This is a genomic window from Sphaerotilus sp. FB-3 (assembly GCF_023706025.1).
Lineage (GTDB): Bacteria > Pseudomonadota > Gammaproteobacteria > Burkholderiales > Burkholderiaceae_C > Sphaerotilus > Sphaerotilus sulfidivorans.
In genome coordinates, this window is the sequence record NZ_BQWE01000057.1 from 298,659 (window position 1) to 320,294 (window position 21,636).

18 protein-coding genes are annotated in these 21,636 nt (G+C 72.0%); 12 read left to right on the plus strand and 6 right to left on the minus strand.

All coding sequences use genetic code 11. The features are described 5' to 3' along the window. Positions 1 to 16: 16 nt before the first annotated feature. The 7 genes from NFT33_RS17930 to NFT33_RS17960 all read left to right on the plus strand — a co-directional run bounded on the left by NFT33_RS17930 (position 17) and on the right by NFT33_RS17960 (position 4,840). Positions 17 to 1,138, plus strand: a complete 1,122-nt coding sequence (locus NFT33_RS17930; RefSeq protein WP_376744179.1) for a PQQ-dependent sugar dehydrogenase — start codon at positions 17 to 19, stop codon at positions 1,136 to 1,138. Continuing rightward, positions 1,135 to 2,016: a 3',5'-nucleoside bisphosphate phosphatase gene (locus tag NFT33_RS17935; protein ID WP_251677379.1), complete on the plus strand. Its 882-nt coding sequence runs from the start codon at positions 1,135 to 1,137 to the stop codon at positions 2,014 to 2,016. Before NFT33_RS17930 ends, NFT33_RS17935 begins: the two co-directional genes overlap by 4 nt. 43 nt (positions 2,017 to 2,059) lie before the next feature. After that, the gene (locus NFT33_RS17940; protein WP_220784866.1) at positions 2,060 to 2,686 is read left to right on the plus strand and encodes an L-threonylcarbamoyladenylate synthase; all 627 of its coding nucleotides are present in this window, start codon (positions 2,060 to 2,062) and stop codon (positions 2,684 to 2,686) included. Between the two features lie 37 nt (positions 2,687 to 2,723). Next, complete coding sequence (gene ybaK, locus NFT33_RS17945; RefSeq protein WP_251677381.1) at positions 2,724 to 3,227, plus strand: Cys-tRNA(Pro) deacylase; 504 nt, start codon at positions 2,724 to 2,726, stop codon at positions 3,225 to 3,227. A 61-nt stretch (positions 3,228 to 3,288) separates the two neighbouring features. After that, positions 3,289 to 4,011 (plus strand): glycerol-3-phosphate 1-O-acyltransferase PlsY, encoded by a 723-nt coding sequence (gene plsY, locus NFT33_RS17950; protein WP_251677383.1) that lies wholly within the window; start codon positions 3,289 to 3,291, stop codon positions 4,009 to 4,011. Positions 4,012 to 4,049: 38 nt separating this feature from the next. Continuing rightward, complete coding sequence (locus tag NFT33_RS17955; protein WP_220784870.1) at positions 4,050 to 4,418, plus strand: RidA family protein; 369 nt, start codon at positions 4,050 to 4,052, stop codon at positions 4,416 to 4,418. 23 nt (positions 4,419 to 4,441) lie between these two features. Then, positions 4,442 to 4,840 carry a glutaredoxin family protein gene (locus tag NFT33_RS17960; RefSeq protein WP_251677385.1) on the plus strand — a complete coding sequence of 133 codons (399 nt, stop codon included), beginning with the start codon at positions 4,442 to 4,444 and terminating at the stop codon, positions 4,838 to 4,840. A 22-nt stretch (positions 4,841 to 4,862) separates the two neighbouring features. Here NFT33_RS17960 and NFT33_RS17965 read toward each other — a convergent pair whose 3' ends face one another. Further along, on the minus strand, positions 4,863 to 5,930 hold the full coding sequence (locus NFT33_RS17965; protein ID WP_251677387.1) for an aldo/keto reductase: 1,068 nt from the start codon (positions 5,928 to 5,930) through the stop codon (positions 4,863 to 4,865). Positions 5,931 to 5,986: 56 nt separating this feature from the next. Continuing rightward, entirely contained in the window at positions 5,987 to 6,574 is a 588-nt protein-coding gene (locus NFT33_RS17970) for a helix-turn-helix domain-containing protein (RefSeq protein WP_251677389.1), read from the minus strand. A gap of 72 nt (positions 6,575 to 6,646) precedes the next feature. Between NFT33_RS17970 and NFT33_RS17975 the strand changes: the two genes are divergently transcribed. Further along, on the plus strand, positions 6,647 to 7,594 hold the full coding sequence (locus NFT33_RS17975) for a DMT family transporter (RefSeq protein ID WP_251677391.1): 948 nt from the start codon (positions 6,647 to 6,649) through the stop codon (positions 7,592 to 7,594). A 64-nt stretch (positions 7,595 to 7,658) separates the two neighbouring features. Continuing rightward, positions 7,659 to 8,447 (plus strand): 2OG-Fe dioxygenase family protein, encoded by a 789-nt coding sequence (locus NFT33_RS17980; RefSeq protein ID WP_376744181.1) that lies wholly within the window; start codon positions 7,659 to 7,661, stop codon positions 8,445 to 8,447. Here the strand turns inward: NFT33_RS17980 and NFT33_RS17985 are convergent. Then, entirely contained in the window at positions 8,408 to 9,262 is an 855-nt protein-coding gene (locus NFT33_RS17985) for a helix-turn-helix transcriptional regulator (RefSeq protein WP_251677395.1), read from the minus strand. The genes NFT33_RS17980 and NFT33_RS17985 overlap by 40 nt on opposite strands. A 58-nt stretch (positions 9,263 to 9,320) precedes the next feature. Between NFT33_RS17985 and NFT33_RS17990 the strand changes: the two genes are divergently transcribed. From NFT33_RS17990 to NFT33_RS18000, 3 genes are all read left to right on the plus strand, one after another. Beyond that, positions 9,321 to 11,414: a 3-hydroxybutyrate oligomer hydrolase family protein gene (locus tag NFT33_RS17990; protein WP_251677397.1), complete on the plus strand. Its 2,094-nt coding sequence runs from the start codon at positions 9,321 to 9,323 to the stop codon at positions 11,412 to 11,414. A gap of 69 nt (positions 11,415 to 11,483) precedes the next feature. Then, positions 11,484 to 12,497 carry an alpha/beta fold hydrolase gene (locus tag NFT33_RS17995; RefSeq protein ID WP_251677399.1) on the plus strand — a complete coding sequence of 338 codons (1,014 nt, stop codon included), beginning with the start codon at positions 11,484 to 11,486 and terminating at the stop codon, positions 12,495 to 12,497. A 294-nt stretch (positions 12,498 to 12,791) separates the two neighbouring features. After that, positions 12,792 to 14,117, plus strand: a complete 1,326-nt coding sequence (locus tag NFT33_RS18000; RefSeq protein WP_251677401.1) for a UDP-glucose dehydrogenase family protein — start codon at positions 12,792 to 12,794, stop codon at positions 14,115 to 14,117. 108 nt (positions 14,118 to 14,225) lie between these two features. Here NFT33_RS18000 and NFT33_RS18005 read toward each other — a convergent pair whose 3' ends face one another. The 3 genes from NFT33_RS18005 to NFT33_RS18015 form a co-directional block, all read right to left on the minus strand. Further along, a complete protein-coding gene (locus NFT33_RS18005; RefSeq protein WP_251677403.1) occupies positions 14,226 to 15,416 on the minus strand; it encodes a porin family protein in 1,191 nt (396 codons plus the stop codon). 188 nt (positions 15,417 to 15,604) lie between these two features. Further along, positions 15,605 to 17,743 (minus strand): putative bifunctional diguanylate cyclase/phosphodiesterase, encoded by a 2,139-nt coding sequence (locus NFT33_RS18010; protein WP_220784889.1) that lies wholly within the window; start codon positions 17,741 to 17,743, stop codon positions 15,605 to 15,607. 59 nt (positions 17,744 to 17,802) lie between these two features. Beyond that, on the minus strand, positions 17,803 to 21,636 hold a 3,834-nt coding region (locus tag NFT33_RS18015; protein WP_251677406.1), incomplete at its 5' end, for a PAS domain-containing hybrid sensor histidine kinase/response regulator.

Here is a 21,636-nt window from a genome sequence, read left to right on the forward strand (position 1 = left end):
CGTCCGGCCGAAGGCCGTGGCGCTGGCCACCCTGCTGGCCACGACGCTGACGGCCTCCGCGCAGGCCGGTCCGGTGCAGACGCTGGCCGGCGGCTGGCAGGTCGAGACGATCGCCACCGGCCTGGAGCATCCCTGGTCGCTGGCCTTCCTGCCCGATGGCCGCATGCTGGTGACCGAGCGCCCGGGCCGGATGCGCATCGTTCAGCCCGACGGCCGCCTCGGCCCGCCGCTGGCCGGCCTGCCGGCGGTGGTGGCCGGCGGCCAGGGCGGCCTGTTCGACGTGCTGCCCTCGCCCGACTTCGCCAGCAGCCGGCGGCTCTACTGGAGCTATGCGGCGCCTGCGCCGGGCGGCCGGGGCGCCAATTCCACCGCGGTCGCCCGCGGCCGCCTCGACGGCGAGCGCCTCGTCGAGGTCGAGGTGATCTTCCGCCAGCAGCCCGCGCTCGACAGCCGGCTGCATTTCGGCGGCCGGCTGGCCTGGGCCGGCGACGGGCGGCTGTTCGTCACGCTGGGCGACCGCTTCTGGCGCCGCGACGATGCGCAGACGCTCGACAACCACCACGGCAAGGTGGTGCGCATCGAGGCCGATGGCCGGGTGCCTGCCGACAACCCGCTGGTCGGCCGCGCGGGCGCGCGCCCCGAGATCTGGAGCTGGGGCCATCGCAATGTGCAGGGCGCCGCGCTGCATCCGCTCACCGGCCAGCTCTGGACCCACGAGCATGGCCCGCAGGGCGGCGACGAGCTCAACCTCACCCGCGCCGGCGCCAACCACGGCTGGCCGCGCGCGACCTGGGGCTGCGAATATGTGACCTGCTTTCGCATCGGCGAGAAATCGGTGGCCGGCCTGGCCGAACCGCAGACACGCTGGGTGCCGTCGATCGCGCCCTCGGGGCTGGCCTTCGTCACCTCCGAACGCTATCCCGGCTGGAAGGGCAGCGTGCTGGTCGGCGCGCTCAAGGCCCGCGCGCTGGTGCGGCTGACGCTCGACGGCGAGCGCATCACCGGCGAGGAGCGGCTGCTGACCGATCTGGAAGAACGCATTCGTGACATCCGGCAGGGTCCGGACGGCTGGATCTACCTGCTGACCGATGCCCCTGAAGGACGCATCCTGAGGCTGGCTCCTACAATCGCCCGGTGAACAGCACCTGCCTCCTCAACGCCGACCTGCACTGCCACTCGATCGTGTCCGACGGCACGCTCAGCCCCGAGGATCTGGCCGCCCGGGCCAGCGCCAACGGGGTGGAGCTGTGGGCCCTGACCGACCATGACGAGATCGGCGGCATCGCCCGCGCCCGCGCCGCCGCCCACGCCGCAGGCATGGCCTTCCTGAGCGGCGTGGAGGTCTCGGTGACCTTCGCCGGCGAGACGGTGCACATCGTCGGCCTGGGCTTCGACGAGAACGACCCCGGACTGCGCCGCGGCCTGGAGTCGACCCGCGGCGGGCGCGAGGGCCGCGCCCGCGAGATGGCCGCCGAGCTGGCCCGGGTCGGCATTCACGGCGCCTTCGAGGGCGCGCTGAAATATGTCGGCAACCCGGACCTGATCTCGCGCACCCACTTCGCGCGCTACATCGTCGAGGTCGGCGCCTGCGGCGACACCGCGGAGGTCTTCCGCAAGTACCTGGCCGACGGCAAGCCCGGCTTCGTGCCGCACCGCTGGGCCACGCTGGGCGATGCGGTGCGCTGGATCCGGGATGCCGGCGGCGTGGCCGTCATCGCGCACCCGGGCCGCTACCACCGCTTCGACGCCACCAAGGAATACGCGCTGTTCTCCGAGTTCCGCGAGCACGGCGGCCAGGGCGTCGAGGTGGTCACCGGCAGCCACACCGCGGCCGAGTACGTCAAGTACGCCGACATGGCGATCGAGTTCGGCCTGGCGGCCTCGCGCGGCAGCGACTTCCACTCGCCGGCCGAGAGCCGCACCGACCTGGGCCGGCTGCCGATGCTGCCGGGCAAGCTCACCCCGGTCTGGTCGCTGCTGCAGGAGCGTGTCGCGCTGCCGCCTCAAGCGGCCTGAGAAGACACGGGCACCGACCCATCTGGCGGACAATGCCGCCACCATGGCCCAGTTCTTCGAAGTCCATCCCGACAACCCGCAGCCCCGGCTGCTGCGCCAGGCCGCAGCGATCCTGTCGGCCGGCGGCATCGCGGCGATCCCGACCGATTCCAGCTACGCGCTGGTCTGCCACCTCGACGACAAGGCGGCGGCCGACGCGCTGCGCCGGGTGCGCGGCGTCGACGACAAGCACCACCTGACGCTGCTGTGCCGCGACCTGTCCGAGCTGGCCAGCTACGCCCGCGTCGACAACCGCCAGTACCGGCTGCTCAAGAGCGCCACGCCCGGGCCCTACACCTTCATTCTCGAGGCGACCAAGGAGGTGCCGCGGCGCGTCTCGCATCCGTCGCGGCGCACCATCGGCCTGCGCGTGCCCGAGCATGGCGTGACCCAGGAGCTGCTCGGCCTGCTCGGCCAGCCGCTGATCTGCACCACGCTGATTCCACCGGGCGAGCGCGAGCCGCTCAACGACGCCGACGAGATCCGCGAGCGCTTCGAGCGCCAGATCCAGGCCATCGTCGCCGCCGGCCCCTGCCCGGCCGAGCCCACCACCGTGATCGACCTGAGCGGCGGCGAGCCGGTGGTGGTGCGCGCCGGCCGCGGCGACCTGGCCGCCATCGGCCTGGCCTGAGCGCAGCAAGAACCGCAGGAACCTCAAGATCAGCACGATGGCGAAGAAGACCGCCCATGTCAGCGAGACGCCCGCCACCCAGTGGCTGCGGGCCCACCGCGTCGAGTTCACCGAGCATCCCTACGACTATGTCGACCACGGCGGCACCGCCGAGTCCTCGCGCCAGCTCGGCGTCGACGAGCACGCGGTGGTCAAGACGCTGGTGATGCAGGACCAGGACGCCAAGCCGCTGATCATCCTGATGCACGGCGACCGCCAGGTCAGCACCAAGAACCTGGCGCGCCAGATCGGCGCGAAGAAGGTCGAGCCCTGCAGGCCCGAGGTCGCGCAGCGCCACAGCGGCTACCTGGTCGGCGGCACCTCGCCCTTCGGGCTGCGCAAGGCCATGCCGGTCTACGCGGAGTCGAGCATCCTCGCGCTGGAGCGCATCTGGATCAACGGCGGGCGCCGCGGCTTCCTGGTCGGCCTGGCGCCGACGGTGCTGACCGAGGTGCTGGGCGCCCGGCCGGTGCAGGCCGCCGATCCGGCGTCGGCCGGCTGAAGCCGCGCGCTTACACTGGCGGGCTGTTCCTCCGAACGACACGCACCCGTTCCCGTACACCATGACCACGCTCTGGATCGCGGCGGCCTTCGTCGCCGCCTACCTCATCGGCTCCCTCTCGTTCGCCGTCATCGTCAGCCGCGCGATGGGCCTGGACGACCCGCGCAGCTACGGCTCGGGCAATCCCGGCGCGACCAACGTGCTGCGCTCGGGCAGCAAGAAGGCCGCCGTGCTGACGCTGCTGCTCGACGCGGTCAAGGGCCTGATCCCGGTGCTGCTGGTGCGCCTGTTCGGCGAGCGCGTCGGCCTGGGCGAGGGCAGCGCGATGCTGGTCGGCCTGGGCGCCTTGCTCGGCCACCTGTGGCCGGTGTTCTTCCGCTTCCAGGGCGGCAAGGGCGTGGCGACCGCCGCCGGCGTGCTGCTCGGCTTCGAGCCGCTGCTCGGCCTGGGCGTGCTGGCGATCTGGATCCTGGTGGCGAAGACGACGAAGTACTCCTCGCTGGCCGCGCTGATCGCCTCTGGCGTCGCGCCGCTGCTGCACGCGATCTTCTGGGGCGGCTCGTCGGCGACGCTGGCGATCTTCGTGATGTCGCTGCTGCTGATCTGGCGCCACGCCAGCAACATCGCCAAGCTGATCAACGGCACCGAGAGCCGCATCGGCCAGAAGGCGAAACCGGCCGAGGCCGGTGGCGCCGCAGCGGCAGACGCGGCCCCGGTCGCCGCACCGGCCAACCGCGCCGAACGCCGCCGCAATGCCCGCCAGGCCAAGCGCAAGACGCACTGAGCCTGCCGCCCCAACACCCCTGACCCGGACCTCGAGAGATGACGACCGCCTCCCCCGCCCCGCTGCAGCGCTTCGACGTCGGCCCGCGCCTGTCGGAAATGGCCATCCACAACGGCACGATCTGGCTGGCCGGCCAGGTGCCCGACGACGCCAGCCAGGACATCCGCGGCCAGACCGCGCAGGTGCTGGCGATGATCGACCGCCTGCTCGAGCGCGCCGGCTCCGACAGGACCCGGCTGCTGATGGTGCAGATCTATCTGGCCGACCTGGCCGACTTCGACGGCATGAACGCGGTCTGGGACGCCTGGGTGCCGGCCGGCCACACGCCGCCGCGCGCGACCGTGCAGGCGAAGCTGGCACGGCCTGACTGGCGCATCGAGATCGTCGCCACCGCCGCGGTGGCCTGAACCGCGCACGCGCACGCCGCCCGATGAGCGACACGTCGCCCCCCCGCCCGAGCCTCTGGGCCCGCGCCCGCCACAGCGGCCTGATCGCCGCGCTGGTGATCGGCGTGGCCGCCTGGGGCGTCGGCCGTCTGGTCCAGCAGCAGGCCCGCGACAGCCATGCCGAGACGCTGCGCCAGCTCGTCCAGCCCGGCGACCTGAAGCTGATCTCCTCGACCAGCTGCCTGTTCTGCACCCGCGCGCGCCAGTACCTGACCGAGCAGCGCATTCCCTTCGAGGAATGCTTCATCGAGCGCGACAGCGCCTGTCTGGCCGAGTACCGCGCCCGCGGCGCCGCCGGCACCCCGACGGTGCTGGTGCGTGGCCAGGCGCGGCTGGGCTTCGACCCGGGCCAGGTGGCCGAAGCGCTGGCAGCGGCGCGCTGACGCTCGTGGGCTCCCGCCGGCCTCAGGCCGCCGCATCCCAGTGGCGGCGGCGCAGCGCGTCGATGCGCTCGAGCAGTTCAGGCGCGAGCGCCACGTTCCACGCCGCGACGTTCTCCTCGAGCTGCGCCACGCTGGTCACGCCGATGATGGTGCTGGCCACCGACCAGCGGCGGTAGCAGAAGGCCAGCGCCAGCTCGGTCGGCGTCAGGCCGTGCTCGCGCGCCAGCGCGTTGTAGGCACGCGCGGCCTCCAGCGCTTCGGGCCGGGCCCAGCGCTGCTTCTTCATGCTGTCGAACAGCGCCAGCCGGCCCGGCTGCCGCGCCGGATCGTGCAGGCCGACCTCGTCGTACTTGCCGGTCAGCAGCCCGAAGCCCAGTGGCGAGTAGGCCAGCAGCGAGACCTGGTGCTGGTGCATCGCCTCGTCCAGGCCGTTGTCGGGCACGCGGTTGACCAGGCAGTAGGCGTTCTGCACCGTCGCCACCCGCGCCAGACCGTGCTGCTCGGCCAGGCGGATGAACTCGCACACGCCGTAGGGCGTCTCGTTCGACAGGCCGATCGCGCGCACCTTGCCCTCGCGCACCAGCCGGTCGAGCGCGCGCAGCTGCGCCTCGATCGGGGTGACCTGCGCCTTCGCCGCACGCACCGGATCGAAGTAGGTCGCGCCGAACATCGGCACCGGCCGGGTCGGCCAGTGCAGCTGGTACAGGTCGATCGTCTCGACGCCCAGGCGGCGCAGGCTGCCCTCGCAGGCCGCGACGATGTCGTCGGCGCTCAGGTCGGCGCTGCCCGCCCGGACCCAGTCCATGCCGCGCGACGGGCCCGCCACCTTGGTGGCGATCGTCAGCTTCTCGCGCACGCCCGGCCGCGCCGCCAGCCAGCGGCCCAGGATGATCTCGGTGGCGTTGAAGGTCTCGCGCCGCGGCGGCACCGCGTACATCTCGGCGGTGTCGATGAAGTCGATGCCCAGCTCGAGCGCACGATCCAGGATGCGGAAGGCGCCGGCCTCGTCGACCTGCTCGCCGAAGGTCATCGTGCCCAGGCAGACGGGCGAGACGCGCAGATCGCTGCGGCCGAGGGAAACGGATTGCATCGGGAGGACTCCTGCAGGAAGGACACCGATCTTAGGCGACACTGCCGCGCGCCGCTTCAGCCTACCACGCTGCGCACGAAGCGGGTGCAGACCTCGCCCGGGTTCTCGTAGGCGTAGGCGCGGGCGCTGTCGTAGATCGCGTGCGCGCCGGCCTCCAGGCGCAGCACCTCGTCGTCGAAGCGCAGCAGCAGGCAGCCGGCGGTGACGACGATCATCTCGTGCCAGCCCGGCGGGTCGGGCTCGGCGCGGTAGATCTCGCCGGGGCCGAGCGTCCAGGACCACAGCTCGACGCTGCTGCGCGCCGGCGCGCTGCCGAGCAGCACCGCGCGGCTCTCGGCGTGGACGCCGCGCCAGGCCAGCGCGTCGACCCGCTGGTGTGCGGCGCCTGGCGCGGCCACCAGCGTGACGAAGTCGGTGCCCAGCGCACGCGCCAGCCGGTCCAGGCCGGCCAGGCTGAGGTTGGCCTCGCCCGCCTCCAGCCCGACGATGGTGCGCCGGCTCAGGCCGGCGGCCGCAGCCAGCGCCGCCTGGCTCAGCCCGGCGGCCGCACGCAGCCGGCGCAGATTGGCCCCGACATGCGCCAGCACCGGCACCTCGCGGGCCTCGGCTTCGGTCTCGGGTTGACTGCGCAATATTCTGCTCATACGCTCGGGGTCTCTCGTGATGCGCAGCATTCTGCGCAATTTCTGCCCGTCTCGTCCGCTTCCATGTCCGCCTTGCCCTCTTCCGCCTCGCGCAGCACGCTGCGCACCGATCTGCTGATGCTGCTGACCGCCGCCATCTGGGGCTCGACCTTCGTCGCGCAGCAGATGGGCATGGACTCGGTCGGGCCCTTCACCTACACCGCCTCGCGCCTGCTGCTGGGCGCGCTGCTGGTGGCGCCGCTGTGGTTCTGGCGCGGCGGGCCGTTCGCGGCCATGCCGGTGGTCGAGAGCCGCGGCTGCATCGGCGCGGGCGTGCTGCTCGGGCTGGTGCTGTTCATCGCGATCAATCTGCAGCAGGTCGGGCTGCTGGGCACCTCGGTCAGCAATGCCGGCTTCATCACCGGGCTGTATGTGGTGGTGGTGCCGGTGCTGATGCGCCTGGGCGGCGCGAGCGTGTCGGCGCAGGTCTGGGGGGCGGTGGCGCTGTCGGCGGCCGGCCTGTATTTCCTCAGCGTCAAGCCCGACGCCTCGATCGCGGCCGGCGACTGGCTGCAGCTCGGCGGCGCGATGCTGTGGGCGGTGCATGTGCTGCTGGTCGGGCATCTGGCGCGCCGGCATGATCCGCTGCGGCTGTCGGTGCTGCAGTACCTGGTGGCGGGCGCGCTGTCGTGGGTGGCGGCGCTGGTGCGCGAGCCGGTCAGCCTCGACGGCATCCTGCAGGCCGGCGGCGCCATCGCCTGGGGCGGCATCCTGTCGATCGGCGTGGCCTACACGCTGCAGGTGATCGCGCAGCGCGACGCCAAGGCCTCGCACGCCGCCATCATCTACAGCAGCGAGGGCGTGTTCTCCGCCATCGGCGGCTGGCTGGTGCTGGGCGAAAGCATCGGGCTGCGCGGCTGGAGCGGCGCCGGCCTGCTGCTGGCGGCGATGCTGCTGGCGCAGTGGCAGCGCGAGCCGAAGACGCCGGAGGCACCGGAGGTTCCGAAGGCACAGGACAAGCCTGTCGCGGCTTCGCCCTGAGCTTCACCCGGATCAAGGACAGCTCAGGGCGACGCGGCACAATCGCGACCCACAATCGCGCCCCATCATGTCCGTCACCTTTCCCCATCCCGACGCCCTGCAGCGCGCTGACAGCCAGCGCGCCGCCTCCTGCCTGCGCGAGCAGGGTTTCGTGCGGCTGTCGGCCGCCGCGCTGGCCGAGATCGCCGGCACCCCGAGCGAGGCGCTGCAGGCGCTCGGCACGAGCTGGCGCGAGCTGCCCGCCGACGAGCATCTGAAGGACGGCGGCCGCTACCGCCGCCGCCGCCACGGCAGCCTGGTGCAGGACACCCGCACCGGCCGGCTCGAGACGGTGCCGCACCGCCCGCACTGGCAGCCGACCACCTACAACGCGCTGCACGGCGGCATGCTGCGCCACTTCGCGCCGCTGGACCCGGCGATGGCCGCCTCGCCCGCCTTCCTGGCGCTGGTGGCGCGGCTGGGCGAGGTCTTCGCCGCGGCCGCGCACGACACGCCGACCGAGCCGGCCTTCGACGGCCGCTGGTTCATCGAGGCCCACCCCTTCCGCATCGACACCACCGGCGGCGTCGGCCGGCCGACGCCGGAGGGCGCGCACCGCGACGGCGTCAATTTCGTCGCGGTGGTGCTGGTCGACCGCCAGGGCGTGCGCGGCGGAGAGACGCGCGTCTTCGAGGCCGAGGGCCCGCACGGCGTGCGCTTCACGCTCGACGAGCCCTGGAGCGCGCTGCTGCTCGACGATCCGCGGGTCATTCACGAGAGCACGCCGATCCAGCCCGACGGCGATCGCGGCTGGCGCGACACGCTGGTGCTGACCTACCGCGCCGGCGGCTTCCAGGACCCGCCCTCGGCCTGAGGACCGGCGTCGGTGCCCCCGGCGCCGGCATCGATCGCGCGCAGCAGCGCGATCTTGTCGTGCACGCCGAGCTTGCGGTAGACCTGCTGCAGCTGGCTGCGCACCGTGTCGGGCGCCACGCCCATCGCCCGGGCGATGACCTTGTAGGACTCGCCCGCGGCATAGCGGCGCGCCACCTCGGCCTCGCGCGCGCCGAGCCGCGCCAGGCAGGATGGCGGCGCGGGCCGGCCGGCGGCCTCGGCCTGCGCCAGCCGCGTCGCAAGCCGGTGCGCCTGACGCCAGAAAGGCAGCGCCTGCGCCAGCGCGAGCTGCTCTCGCCCACCCAGCGGCCGGTTCGCCTCGGCGCGGTAGAGCGTCAGCCAGACCAGATCGTCGCCATCGCCCTCCTCCAGGCCGCCGAGCATCAGCTGGGCGATGTCGTACTGCGCCAGATAGTCGCGCAGGTCGGCGTGGCCGGCGGACCGGTACAGGCCGAGCGGCCCGTCGACAGCACCGCCGCGCACCGGCCGCGGCGCGGCGATGAAGGCCGCCGTCAGCGGATCGGAAGCGGCCACCGCCGCATAGTCGCTCAGCAGGCCGTCCGGGCGCTGGTGCACCACCGCATGCCGGATCCGCATCGCGCCGCCCTCGCGCCGGCCCCAGCCCCAGACCGCGCCGTCGCAGTCCAGCGCATCGGCCAGCAGGCGCAGCGCCTGGCGCTCGAAGCGCGGCAGCGGCTCGTCGCCGGCGCAGTCGAACAGCGCCAGCAGCGGCAGCACCGGAAGCAGCGACAGATCGGACGGATTCGTGGGGGGCGATGAATGATGCATCTGCATGATGGATCGACGGATCGCGACGCCCGATCATCGCCGACACCCGAGGAGGAGACACCCGATGCGAACCCGAACCCCGATCGCGCTGGCGGCCGCCACCGCGCTGGCCGCGCTGGGCACCAGCGGCTGTGGCAGCCTGTCCGACGAGGACGAGATCAACACCCGCCCGAGCTGGCTGGGCAGCGTCAGCGCCGCCTCCTACGACGGCAGCAGCGACGACCTGCTGACCGCCGGCCTGGGCAAGACCGGCCTGGGCTCGGCCACCGCGCCGATCTTCGCGACGCCGACCGCCCCGACCGCGGCCGAACTGCGCCGCCTGGCCATCCACACCAACTACCGCGCGCTGGCCGACATGACCGCCAACGGCGGCTACGGCCGGCTCTACGGTCCGAACATCGACCTGGCCGGCAACGACACGCTCGGCGAGGGCCGGATCGCCGGCATCGAGTACCGCGCGCTGATGGACGACGGCTCCGGACGCGACAATGTCGGCGTGATGGTGCAGGTGCCGGCGAGCTTCAATCCGGATGCGCCGTGCATCGTCGCGGCACCCTCGAGCGGCTCGCGCGGCATCTACGGCGCGATCGGCACCACCGGCGAATGGGGCCTGAAGCGCGGCTGCGCGGTCGCCTACACCGACAAGGGCACCGGCAGCGGCGCGCACGAGCTCTCCACCGACACCGTCACCCGGCTCGACGGCACGACCGCCGCGGCCTCGGCCGCCGGCAGTGCCGCGCACTTCAATGCCGGACTGAGCGCCGCGGAGCGCGCGGCCGTCAACACCGCCCGGCCGAACCGCTACGCCTTCAAGCACGCGCACTCGCAGCGCAACCCGGAGAAGGACTGGGGCCTGTGGACGCTGCGCTCGATCCAGACCGCCTTCTGGCTGCTCAACGAGACCTACGCCGGGCTGGATGCGAAGGACCGGCGCAAGGTGCGGCTGCGCCCGGACAACACGCTGGTGATCGCCGCCAGCGTCTCCAACGGCGGCGGCGCGGTGCTGGCGGCGGCCGAGCAGGACAGCGGCGGCCTGATCGACGGCATCGTCGCCACCGAGCCGCAGGTCAGCCTGCCGGCCCATGCCAGCATCGCGGTGCGCCGCGGCGGCATGGCGGTCAGCGCCTCCGGCCGGCCGCTCTACGACTACTTCACCACCGCCAACCTCTACCAGCCCTGCGCCGCGATCGCCGCGTCCAACGCCGCCAGCCCGTTCAACACCATCAACGCCACCCGTGCGGCCAACCGCTGCGCCAGCCTGAAAAGTGCCGGCCTGCTGAGCGCCGCCACCACCGCCGAGCAGGCCGAGGAAGCCCGGCAGAAGCTGCGCGACGCCGGCTGGGAGGCCGAGACCGACCTGCTGCACGCCTCGCACTGGGCGACCAACGCCACCGCTGGCGTCGCGGCGACCTATGCGCAGGCCTACAGCCGCGCGCGGGTCGACTCGGCGGTCTGCGGCTACTCCTTCGCGACGGTGGCCGCCGCCACCGGCATGCCGGCCACGGCAGCCACCAGCCCGATGACGACCCTCTTCAGCATCGGCAACGGCGTGCCGCCGACCAGCTCGATCGCGCTGATCGCCGACAACGCGCCCGGCGGCGCGATCAACTACCTGCTGGCCCGGTCCGCCTCGAGCAACACCGAGGATCTGGACTTCGACGGCGCCAGGTGCCTGCGCGACAAGCTGAGCGACGCCACGCTGGCCGCCGGCATCGACGAGGTGCGCCGCAGCGGCCGGCTGCAGGGCAAGCCGACGCTGATGCTGCACGGCCGCGCCGACACGCTGGTGCCGGTCAACCACAGCTCGCGGCCCTACTTCGGCCTGAGCCGCCAGGTCGACGGCAGCGCCAGCCGGCTGAGCTACATCGAGGTGACCCACGCGCAGCACTTCGACGCCTTCATCGGCCTGCTGCCCGGCTACGACACCCGCTTCGTGCCGCTGCACCACTACAACCTGCAGGCGCTGAACTGGATGTGGGACCACCTGCGCTCGGGCAAGGCGCTGCCGCCCTCGCAGGTGGTGCGCACCACGCCGCGCGGCGGCACCGCAGGCGCCGCGCCGGCGATCACCGCGGCCAATCTGCCCGCCATCAGCGCCAGCCCGGCCAGCGCCGACCAGATCGACTTCGCCGCCGGCACGGTCAGCGTGCCGGACTGATCCGGCGGACACGGCGGGCGTCACCGGCCGGACACCCGGCCGGGGCGGCCAGCCCCTACAGTGGCGCGGATGCACACCTCCACCGCCACCCCCGCACCTGCCCTGCCCTACGTCCCGCGCCGGCGCGCGCGCTCGCTGTTCGTGCCGCTGCGCGGGCTGCGCTGCCATGTGATGACCTGGGGCGAGCCCGCGCTGGCCACGCCCGAGCGGCCGCCGCTGGTGCTGGTGCACGGCTGGATGGACGTCGGCGCCTCCTTCCAGTTCCTGGTCGATGCGCTCGACGCGCTCGAGGCCCGGCACGGCGCCGGCGCGGCGCGCTTCATCATCGCGCCCGACTGGCGCGGCTTCGGCCGCAGCGACAGCGCGCCCGGCGGCCAGCGCACCGACACCTTCTGGTTCCCGGACTACCTGGCCGACCTCGACGCGCTGCTGCGTGCGCCCGGCCTGGGGCTGGCGCACGAGCCGGTGGTCGATCTGGTCGGCCACAGCATGGGCGGCAATGTGGCGATGATGTATGCCGGCATCCGCCCGGCGCGGGTGCGCCGCCTGGTCAATCTGGAGGGCTTCGGCCTGCCGCAGAGCCACCCGGCGCAGGCGCCGGGCCGCTACGCGCAGTGGCTCGACCAGCTGCGCGAACCCGCCACGCTGCGCGACTACGACAGCCTGGACGCGGTGGCCGCGCGGCTGAGGAAGAACAACCCGCGCCTGCGCGCCGACTTCGCCGACTGGCTGGCGCCGCACTGGTCACGGCGCAACGAGGCCGGACGCTTCGAGATCCTCGGCGACCCCGCGCACAAGCAGCTCAACCCGGTGCTCTACCGCAAGGAGGAGGCCGTGGCCTGCTGGGCGCGGATCACCGCGCCGGTGCTGTGGGTCGAGGGCAGCCAGACCGACGTGAGCAAGTGGTGGGGCGACCGCTACCCGCGCGAGGACTTCGAGGCACGCTTGGCCGCCGTGCCGCAGCTCGCGCGCGCCACGCTCGACGACTGCGGCCACATGCTGCACCACGACCAGCCCGAGGCGCTGGCGGGGTGGATGGCGGGGCATCTGGGGGCGGCCCCGCGAGGCCCAGGTCACGCTTAGCCGCAGGAGATGCCCGGTTCGGGTGTGGCAGGCATCAGACACCCTCGATTTCATGACTTATGTACATCGCGCCGCAAGTTCTGCAGAGCATTCTTAACAGAATCCAAGCACGATCAACCCTGACAATGCGGGTCAACCCTGGTGGCGTCAGCATCCGTGCCTGGCTCATCCGCTAAAAAGGCGGACCGCTGGGATCTGGATTCCAATGCTGGCGTCCAGTCTGCAACCTGAACACCATTTCGCACTTCTTTTCGCGCTCCTGTCGGGCGCTTCGTTTTTGAGGACATCCAAGCAATGAAAGTCACCGTCATCGGCACCGGCTATGTGGGCCTTGTGACCGGCGCCTGCCTGTCGGAAATGGGCAATCATGTGATGTGCCTGGACGTGGATCCGGCCAAGATCAGGATCCTGAACGACGGGGGCATCCCGATCCACGAGCCGGGGCTGCTGGAAGTGGTCCGGCGCAACGTGGCGGCGGGCCGGCTGGAGTTCACCACCGACATCGAGAAGTCGGTGGCGCACGGCACGCTGCAGTTCATCGCGGTGGGCACGCCGCCGGACGAGGACGGCTCGGCGGACCTGCAATACGTGACGGCGGCGGCGCGCAACATCGGCCGGCTGATGACGGACCACAAGGTGATCGTCGACAAGAGCACGGTGCCGGTGGGCACGGGCGACAAGGTGCGTGCGGCGGTGGCCGACGAACTGGCCAAGCGCGGCCTGTCGGAGATGGAGTTCTCGGTGTGCTCGAACCCCGAATTCCTGAAGGAAGGCGCGGCGGTGGCGGACTTCATGCGCCCGGACCGCATCGTGGTGGGCGCCGAGGACGAGCGCGCGATCCTGCTGATGAAGGCGCTGTACCAGCCCTTCGTGCGCAACCGCGACCGGATGATCATCACCGACATCCGCTCGGCGGAGTTCATCAAGTACGCGGCCAACTGCATGCTGGCCACGCGCATCAGCTTCATGAACGAGCTGAGCCGGCTGGCCGAGAAGGTGGGCGCCGACATCGAGATGGTGCGGGTGGGCATCGGCTCGGATCCGCGCATCGGCACGCAGTTCCTGTACCCGGGCGTGGGCTACGGCGGCAGCTGCTTCCCGAAGGACGTGAAGGCGCTGGCGATGATCGCGGCCGAGAACGGCATGCCGAGCAAGATGCTGACAGCGGTCGAGGAGGTCAACGAGGAGCAGAAGATGGTCCTCGTGCACAAGATCGTCGCCCGGTACGGCGAGGACCTGTCGGGCAAGACCTTCGCGATGTGGGGCCTGGCGTTCAAGCCCAACACCGACGACATGCGCGAAGCGCCGAGCCGGGTGATCATCAAGGAGCTGCTGGCACGCGGCGCCAAGGTGCAGGCCTATGACCCGGTGGCGGCCACCGAGGCGCAGCGGGTGATGGAGGGCTGGGCGGGCCTGAGCTATGCCGAAGGCCAGAAGCAGGCGCTGGAAGGCGCCGACGCGCTGGTGATCGTCACCGAGTGGAAGGAATTCCGCACGCCGGACTTCGAAGGCATCGCCGCCAGCCTGCGCGACAGGATCGTCTTCGACGGCCGCAACCTGTACGAGCCGGAGCTGATTCGCTCCTTCGGGCTGGAGTATCTGTCGATCGGCCGGCGCTGAGCGTCCGGACGCCGGAGCGCGGGCCGAAGTCGGCCCGCAACGACAAGGGGCGCCGCGGCGCCCCTTCTTCATGCATCCGGCATGCGCTCGGCGCGCTCAGTGCGCTCCTCAGCGCAGATAGATCTGGCCGGAGCAGCTGTAGGTGGTGACCTTGTACTGGGTCGACAGCTGGCTGGTGGTGGCGTAGGACACCGAACGGTTCGCCCAGGTCAGGCCGCAGCCCAGATCGATGTTGCGCATCAGCGCGTAGCTGACATTCAGCGACAGGCCGGTGGTGCGGTCGCTGCCGCTGATCAGGCCCTGCTCGAGCGAGCGACGTGCGTAGGTCAGGCCGGCATCGACGCCGATCTTCGCGGTCGCCTGCCAGTTGGCGCCCAGCCGCAGCGAGGTGGTGTTCTGGGCCTGGTCGGTGTTGGCGCGCAGCAGGTTGCTGACATAGTCGAAGCTGGCGTTGCTGGTGTCGCGGCTCAGACGCAGCTGGGTCGAGAACTTGCCGGTCGGCCTCCAGTTCCAGCCCAGCGAGCCGGTCCAGGCATTGCGGTCGCGCTCGAGGCCGGTGGCATAGGTGTAGGCCTCGCGGGTCAGGCTCAGGCGGGCGTCGTAGCTGCTGGCGCCACCCGGATTGACGAAGGCCAGCAGGTCCAGGTCGTTGCGGCCCACCTCGCTGCCGACATCGACATAGTCGACCTTGCCATGACGCAGGCTGGCGCCCAGCGTCAGGCCGCTGGCCGGGCGCACCCGGAAGCCGGCGTTGAACGAGGTCTGGTCGGCATTGGAGCCGCGGTAGGCCGTCGCGCTGTAGCGGGTCTGGCTGGCGGCCGCGCCGGCCTCGAAGGTCCACATCGTCACCAGACCGACCCGGCCGGTGGCATTGAGCGAGCGGGTGCTCAGCAGGTTGCGCTGGCCGGTCGTCAGGTAGTTGGAATCGGTCGGCAGGCTCTGCGCGGCACGCAGCACCACCACGCCGGACACCCGCTCGACCGTCTCGAGATCGAGCCGGGCGTCGAGCGCATAGTCGGTGTTGTTCAGGTAGTCGAGGCTGCTGTAGCGGTTGTGGTTGGCGCTCAGGCTGGCCGACAGGCGCTGGCGGCTGATCGGCTGGTCCAGGCCCAGGCGCACGCCGGTCGAGGAGATGGTGTCCGACAGCGCCTTGTCGTCGACGCCGTAGAAGACATTGCTGTTGCGGGTGAAGGCCTGGGAGGCGCCGACGTACCAGGGGCTGGTCTCGGCCTGCGCGGCCTGGGCGGCCAGCAGCAGCATGGCGGTCAGCGGAAGAAGGCGGGCAGCGTGTCGGTTCATGGGGGCGGTCCCTGTCGATTCGGTCGGTTGGCTCGAAGCGCCCGCGATCCTAATGCACCCCGGGCCTGCCCGGATTCTGTCGCCATGGAACCTCGGGTTTCCAGGTCGAGCCCCGCCGAACCGGCACGATTGCCGCGGAATACCGCGGAATCTCGCCGCACCACCGACGATGCCACCCACACTGTGGCTCAGACGCCGCGCCCGGCTCGGCGCCTGAGCCAGCGAACCACCTCGTCGGCCGGCATCGGATGCGCGAAGCGCCGGCCCTGCAGGGTGTCGCAGCCCAGCCCGCGCAGCACCTGCTCCTGCAGGTCGGTCTCCACCCCTTCGGCCACCACCCGCAGCCGCAGCGAGCGCGCCAGCGCCACCACCGCCGTCACCACCGCGGTGCTCTGCTCGCGCTCGCCGAGATGGCACACGAAGGAGCGGTCGATCTTGAGCTCGCGGATCGGCAGCTGGGTCAGATAGGCCAGCGAGGAGTAGCCGGTGCCGAAGTCGTCGATCGCGATCTCGATGCCGGCCTGGGTCAGCCGGTGCAGCACCGGGATGACCTGGTCGAGATTGCGCATCAGCCCGGTCTCGGTGATCTCGAGCTGCAGCGCACGCGCCGGCAGCCCGGCGGACTGCGCGGCCTCGCGCACCTGCTCGACCAGATCGAAGCGCTCGAAGGCGCGGCTGGGCAGATTGACCGCCACCACCAGCTCGATGCCGTGATGGTCGCGCCAGGCGGCGATCTGGCGCGCGGCCTCGCCGATCGCCCACTCGCTCATCGGCACGATCAGGCCGGTCTCCTCGGCCACCGGGATGAAGTCGGCCGGCTGGACCAGGCCGCCGCCGTCCCGCCGCCAGCGCATCAGCGCCTCGACCGCGCGCACCCGGCCATCGATCACGTCGACCTGCGGCTGGTAGTGCAGCACCAGCTCGCCGCGCTCGAGCGCCTTGTGCAGCGCGGTCTCGATCTCGAGCTTCTCGCGGCCGCGCCCGACCAGATCGGGATGGAAGACATGGCGGGCATTGCGCCCGTCGGCCTTGGCGGCGTACATCGCCATGTCGGCATTGCGCAGCAGATCGACCACCGAGACGCCGTCGCGCGGATACAGGCCCACGCCGATGCTGGCGGTGACGAAGTACTCGCGCCCGGCCAGCACCACCGGCTCGCGCAGCGCCTGCAGCATCGCGTCGGCCACCGCGACCGCCTGCGCCTCGTCGGCCACCTCGGGCAGCAGCGCGACGAACTCGTCGCCGCCGAGCCGGCCGACCGCCTCCAGCGCGCGGTGCGAGCGCAGCGTGGCGCTGTCGATGCCGGGATCGAGAATCTGGTCGCAGTGATGCACGCAGCTGCGCAGGCGCCGGCCGATCTCCACCAGCAGGTCGTCGCCGCGCGCATGGCCGAGGGTGTCGTTGATGGTCTTGAAGCGGTCCAGGTCGATCAGCAGCAGCGCGAAGGTGTGGCCCAGCCGCTGCGCGCTCTCCAGCGCCTTGCCGGCACGCCAGATCAGCTGGTGGCGGTTGGGCAGCTGGGTCAGCGAGTCGAAGTTGGCCAGCACCCGGATCTTGTCCTCGGCCTGGCGGCGCTCGGTCACATCCTGCAGGATGCCGCCGTAGCCGGCCAGCCGGCCCTGCTCGTCGAACTGCGGCTCGGCCTCGACATGCAGCACCCGCTCGCCGCGGATCGCCACATCGCAGTCGATCATGCAGGCCTGGCGCACCGCCTCGCGCAGGCGCGCCAGCATCGGCCGGCGCTGCGCCGGCACCACCAGATGAAGCACCTCCACCGGCGACAGCGCGCCGGCATGGCTGCGCCCCAGCACCCGCAGGGCCTCGGGCTCGAGCACCAGGCCCTGGCCGTCGCGCCACTCGAAGCTGCCCATGCGGGCCAGATCCTGCGCCCGCGACAGGCGCGCCTGGCTGCGCAGCAGCTCCATCTGCACCCGGGCCGAGCGCAGCAGGTAGTGCAGCCGTGCCGCCAGCAGCGTCCACTGGTGGGACTTGACGAAGAAGTCGGTCGCGCCGGCCTCGAAGGCCTGCTCGATCGAACCCTCGTCCTCCAGCCCGGTCAGCATCAGCACCGGCATCAGCTCGAAGCCGGGCAGCTCGCGCAGCTCGCGGCAGGTCTCGAAGCCGTCGATGCCCGGCATCATCGCGTCGAGCACGATCACGTCGGGCAGCCAGTCGGCGAGCTGGCGCAGCGCCGCCAGTCCGCCCTCGGCCTCGCTCACGGAAAAGCCGCGATCGCGCAGCGCGGCGGCGGTCAGCAGCAGATTGACCGGATCGTCGTCGACCAGCAGGACACGCGGCGCGCGGTCGCCCTGCCCGAGGTCGGGCATGTCCAGCTCATCGCCAAGATCCCTGCCCCTGCCCCTGTCCCTGTCCATGTGTCGAAGATTCACTGCAATCGTCCTGTCTGCGCGGCCTTGACCGGGGCCGCCGCCGTCATCGTCTCCAGCCGCTGCCGCACCCCGGTCTGGATGCGGATCATCTCCTCGCTCAGGCCCTGGAGCATCGTCGCCAGGGTCCGGGCATCCTGGCCCTGGCGCAGCGCCTGCTCGCACTCGCCGCACAGCGCCGCCAGCCGCAGCGCCCCGAGGCTGGCCGCCGACGAGCGCAGGGTATGGGTGACATGGCGCACCGCGGCCGGATCATGTCCGAGCGGCCCGGGCTCGAGCATCGGCAGCAGCCGGCCGATCGAGGCGTCGAAGGCCTGCATCACCCGGCGCACCAGCTGGTTGCGCCCGCCCGGGTCGAGATCCTGCAGGCGCTTCATCGCCTGCGGATCCAGCAGTTCGGGCTGCGGCTCGGGCGGCGGTTCCGGCTCCGGCTCGGGCAGGTCCAGCCGCAGCGAATGCTCGATGCGCTCGAGTTCGGAATCGACGCGTGCCGGCGCGAGTTCGCCCGGCGCGGTGTGCGCCGCCGCCTCGACCTCGGCCATGCCCTCGGGCCCGAGCCGATCGCCCAGGAAGCGTGCCAGCAGCGCCAGCAGCTGGGTCTGGCGATAGGGCTTGGCCAGATAGGCATCGAAGCCCAGCGACAGGAAGCGGTCCTCGTCGCCCGCGAGCGCATTGGCGGTCACCGCGATGACCGGCGTGCGCCGCGGCGTGACGAAGCGCCAGCGCGCATCCGGGCCGCTGCGCAGGCAGCGCAGCGCCTCGATGCCGTCCATGCCCGGCATCTGGATGTCCATCAGCACCAGGTCGAAGCGGCGCTCGCAGAGCTGGCGCAGGCCCTCCATCGCCGAGCCGGCCACCCGCACCGCGCAGCCCAGGCGCTGCAGCATCTGGCCCATGACCTCCTGATTGACCGGGTTGTCCTCGACCACCAGCACCTGCGCGCCGAACTGCGGCGCCACCACCTCGCCGGCCGGCCGGGCCTCGGCGCCCAGGCCCAGGATCAGCTGGCGCAGCTCGGTGCGGCGCACCGGCTTGTGCAGGAACAGATCGAAGCCGGCGTCGCGGGCGATGCGTGCGTCGTCAGGTGCCGCCACCGACGACAGCAGCACCTTGTGCGCCTGCCGGGCCAGGCCCTGCTGCCGCAGGTGCTGCGCCAGCGCGATGCCGTCCATGTCGGGCATGTGCCAGTCGATCAGCAGCAGGTCGAAGGGCAGCTCGCCCGGGCGCTGCGCCTGCTGGCGCAGCAGCGCCAGCGCCTGCTCGCCGCCGCCGGCCAGCGTCACCCGCAGTCCCCAGGCGCCGAGCAGGTTGTCGAGCACCGTGCGGTTGGTCTCGTGATCGTCGACCACCAGCACCGACAGGCCCGGCAGCGGGGCCGTCTCGGCCGGATCGCCCAGGGCGGGATCCTGCGGCGGCGAAGCGGCAGCCGGCCCGACCTCGGGCGCCGGGCCGGGCGCGCCCGCTGCCGGCAGGCCGACCGGCACCGTGAAACGAAAGACCGAGCCCAGACCGGGCCGGCTCTCGACCTCGATGGTGCCGCCCATCAGCTCGACGAGCTGACGCGAGATCGCCAGGCCCAGGCCGGTGCCGCCGTAGCGCCGCGCCATGCCCTCATGCACCTGGGTGAAGGCGGTGAACAGCCGCGGCACCGCCTCCGGCGCGATGCCGATGCCGGTGTCGCGCACCTCGAAGACGAGGTCATGGCGCACACCGTCAGCCGGATCGCCGTGCGAGGGCTGGGGGGGCGACAGCAGACGCAGATCGACCGTCACCTCGCCGCGCTCGGTGAACTTGATCGCGTTCGAGACCAGATTGCTCAGCACCTGGCGCAGCCGCAGCGCATCGGCACACACCACCGGCGGCAGCTCATCACCGGCCTGCGCGATCAGCTCCAGTCCCTTTTCGTGCGCCCGCGGCGCCAGCAGCTCCAGCGTGTCGTCGAGCAGCGCATGCAGGCCGAACTCGGTGGTGACCAGCTCGAGCCGGCCGGCCTCGATCTTGGCGAAGTCCAGCACGTCGTTGATGATCTCCAGCAGCGACTCGCCCGAGCGGTAGACCGCCTGCGCGAAGCGGCGCTGGCGGTCGTCGAGCCGGGTGCCAAGCAGCAGCTCGGTCATGCCGAGAATGCCGTTCATCGGCGTGCGGATCTCATGGCTCATCGTCGCCATGAACTGGCTCTTGGCCCGGCTGGCGCTCTCGGCGGCATCGCGCGCGGTCTGCAGCTGCAGCTCGCGCTCGCGCTCCTCGGTCACATCGTCGAGCAGGCCGTAGACACGCACCTCGCCGCCGGGCAGCTGGCGCACCCGGGTGCGCTGACGCAGCCAGCGCAGGCCGTGCACCGGGTGGTGGATGCGCAGCGTCACGTCGCTGGCGCTGCCCTGGCGCTCGAGCTCGCGCTGGCGCGCCAGCAGCGGCCGGTCCTGCTCGAGCACCCGCAGCGACAGCAGCCCGTCGGCCGGCCAGGGCGGCTGGCCCGGCAGGCCCAGCATGTCGAGCACCCGCGCGCCGACATAGCTCGGCTCCGCACTGCGGTTGCTGGTGACGAAGACACCCTCGTCGATCGCCTCGACCAGCTCGCGGTAGCGTTCCTCGGACTCGCGCAGCTGCTGCGCGTCGCGGCGCTGCTGGGTGATGTCGCGCAGCTGGCAGATCAGCACCGTCGGACGGCCCAGCCGGTTGCGCACCGCGACATGGCGGGCGCTGAACAGCCGCTCGCCGTCTGCGCCGCCCGGACAGGAAAATTCATGCTCGACCGAGCCGGTGCTGCCCAGCGCACGCACCAGCTGCGGGCGCAGACGCTCCTCCACCGGCGCGCCCAGCAGCTCGTCGAGCCCCCAGCCGCTGGCCTGCTCGCCCGCCACCGAGAACTCCAGCTCGGCCTGCTGGTTCAGCGACACCACACGGAACTGCTGCGCATCCAGCACCACCAGGCTGATCGGAATGTGCTCGGTCAGCACCGCCAGCAGCGCACGCCCCTCGTCGATGCCGAACTCGCGCTCCTTGCGGTCGGTCACATCCCGGCAGACGCAGACCCGCCGCGGCTGGCACTCGACGGTATCGATGACGACACGCCCGTCGATCTCCAGCCAGTAGCTGCCGCCGGGCAGCACATCGTCGACGCCGCGCAGCGCCACCATCTCGCGCACGAAGTCGTCGCCGCGCAGCAGGCTGTCGCGCAGCATCAGCGCGGCGCGCGTGTCCTCGCCCCCCGTGCCGGGCAGGATCTCCCAGAGCCACCGGCCCTGCAGGCGCTCCGGCGCATGGCCGCTCACCTGGGCGAAGCCGGGATGCACCCACTCGACCCGGCCCTGGGCATCGGTGATCAGCACGCCCTGGCCGATGCGCGAGGCCAGCATCTGCAGCCGGGCCTCGCGCCGGCCCGCCTGCGCCAGCCGCTCGCGCTGGCGGTCACGCTCGGCCAGCAGCCCGAGCGTCTGCCCGAGCCATTCGAGTTCCAGGCTGGCCTCGGCGGCCAGCGGGCGCGGCTGGTGCAGCTCCAGCACCGCCACCGCGCGGTCGGCGCAGACCACCGGCAGCACCAGCAGAGCGCTCAGGCCCGGCGGCCACCAGGGCATCGGCACGAGGGCATCGGGGCAGATCCGGCCCTGGGCCGGCGCCAGCGTGGACAGGGCCTGACCGAGCACGCCCTGGCCCGGCGCACAGGGCGCCAGCTGGTCGAGATCGATGCGGTCCTCGTCCGGCCATGACGACAGCGGCCAGGGCCGCAGCAGCACGCAGCCCGGCTGTGCGTCCTCCACTTTCAGCACGCTGCCACCGGACGCGCCGGTGTGCTGGCGCAGGCCCTCGAGGGCCTGCGCCAGCGCCTCGCCCAG

Excerpts from the sequence above, each read along its gene's own strand:
- NFT33_RS17965 (WP_251677387.1), bottom strand. The coding sequence starts at position 5,930 with ATGCAATCCGTTTCCCTCGGCCGCAGCGATCTGCGCGTCTCGCCCGTC.
- NFT33_RS17960 (WP_251677385.1), top strand. The coding sequence starts at position 4,442 with ATGAGCGACACGTCGCCCCCCCGCCCGAGCCTCTGGGCCCGCGCCCGC.
- NFT33_RS18005 (WP_251677403.1), bottom strand. The coding sequence starts at position 15,416 with ATGAACCGACACGCTGCCCGCCTTCTTCCGCTGACCGCCATGCTGCTG.
- NFT33_RS18000 (WP_251677401.1), top strand. The coding sequence starts at position 12,792 with ATGAAAGTCACCGTCATCGGCACCGGCTATGTGGGCCTTGTGACCGGC.
- NFT33_RS17990 (WP_251677397.1), top strand. The coding sequence starts at position 9,321 with ATGCGAACCCGAACCCCGATCGCGCTGGCGGCCGCCACCGCGCTGGCC.
- plsY (WP_251677383.1), top strand. The coding sequence starts at position 3,289 with ATGACCACGCTCTGGATCGCGGCGGCCTTCGTCGCCGCCTACCTCATC.
- ybaK (WP_251677381.1), top strand. The coding sequence starts at position 2,724 with ATGGCGAAGAAGACCGCCCATGTCAGCGAGACGCCCGCCACCCAGTGG.
- NFT33_RS18010 (WP_220784889.1), bottom strand. The coding sequence starts at position 17,743 with ATGCCCGACCTCGGGCAGGGCGACCGCGCGCCGCGTGTCCTGCTGGTC.
- NFT33_RS17955 (WP_220784870.1), top strand. The coding sequence starts at position 4,050 with ATGACGACCGCCTCCCCCGCCCCGCTGCAGCGCTTCGACGTCGGCCCG.
- NFT33_RS17940 (WP_220784866.1), top strand. The coding sequence starts at position 2,060 with ATGGCCCAGTTCTTCGAAGTCCATCCCGACAACCCGCAGCCCCGGCTG.
- NFT33_RS17985 (WP_251677395.1), bottom strand. The coding sequence starts at position 9,262 with ATGCAGATGCATCATTCATCGCCCCCCACGAATCCGTCCGATCTGTCG.
- NFT33_RS17970 (WP_251677389.1), bottom strand. The coding sequence starts at position 6,574 with ATGAGCAGAATATTGCGCAGTCAACCCGAGACCGAAGCCGAGGCCCGC.
- NFT33_RS17995 (WP_251677399.1), top strand. The coding sequence starts at position 11,484 with ATGCACACCTCCACCGCCACCCCCGCACCTGCCCTGCCCTACGTCCCG.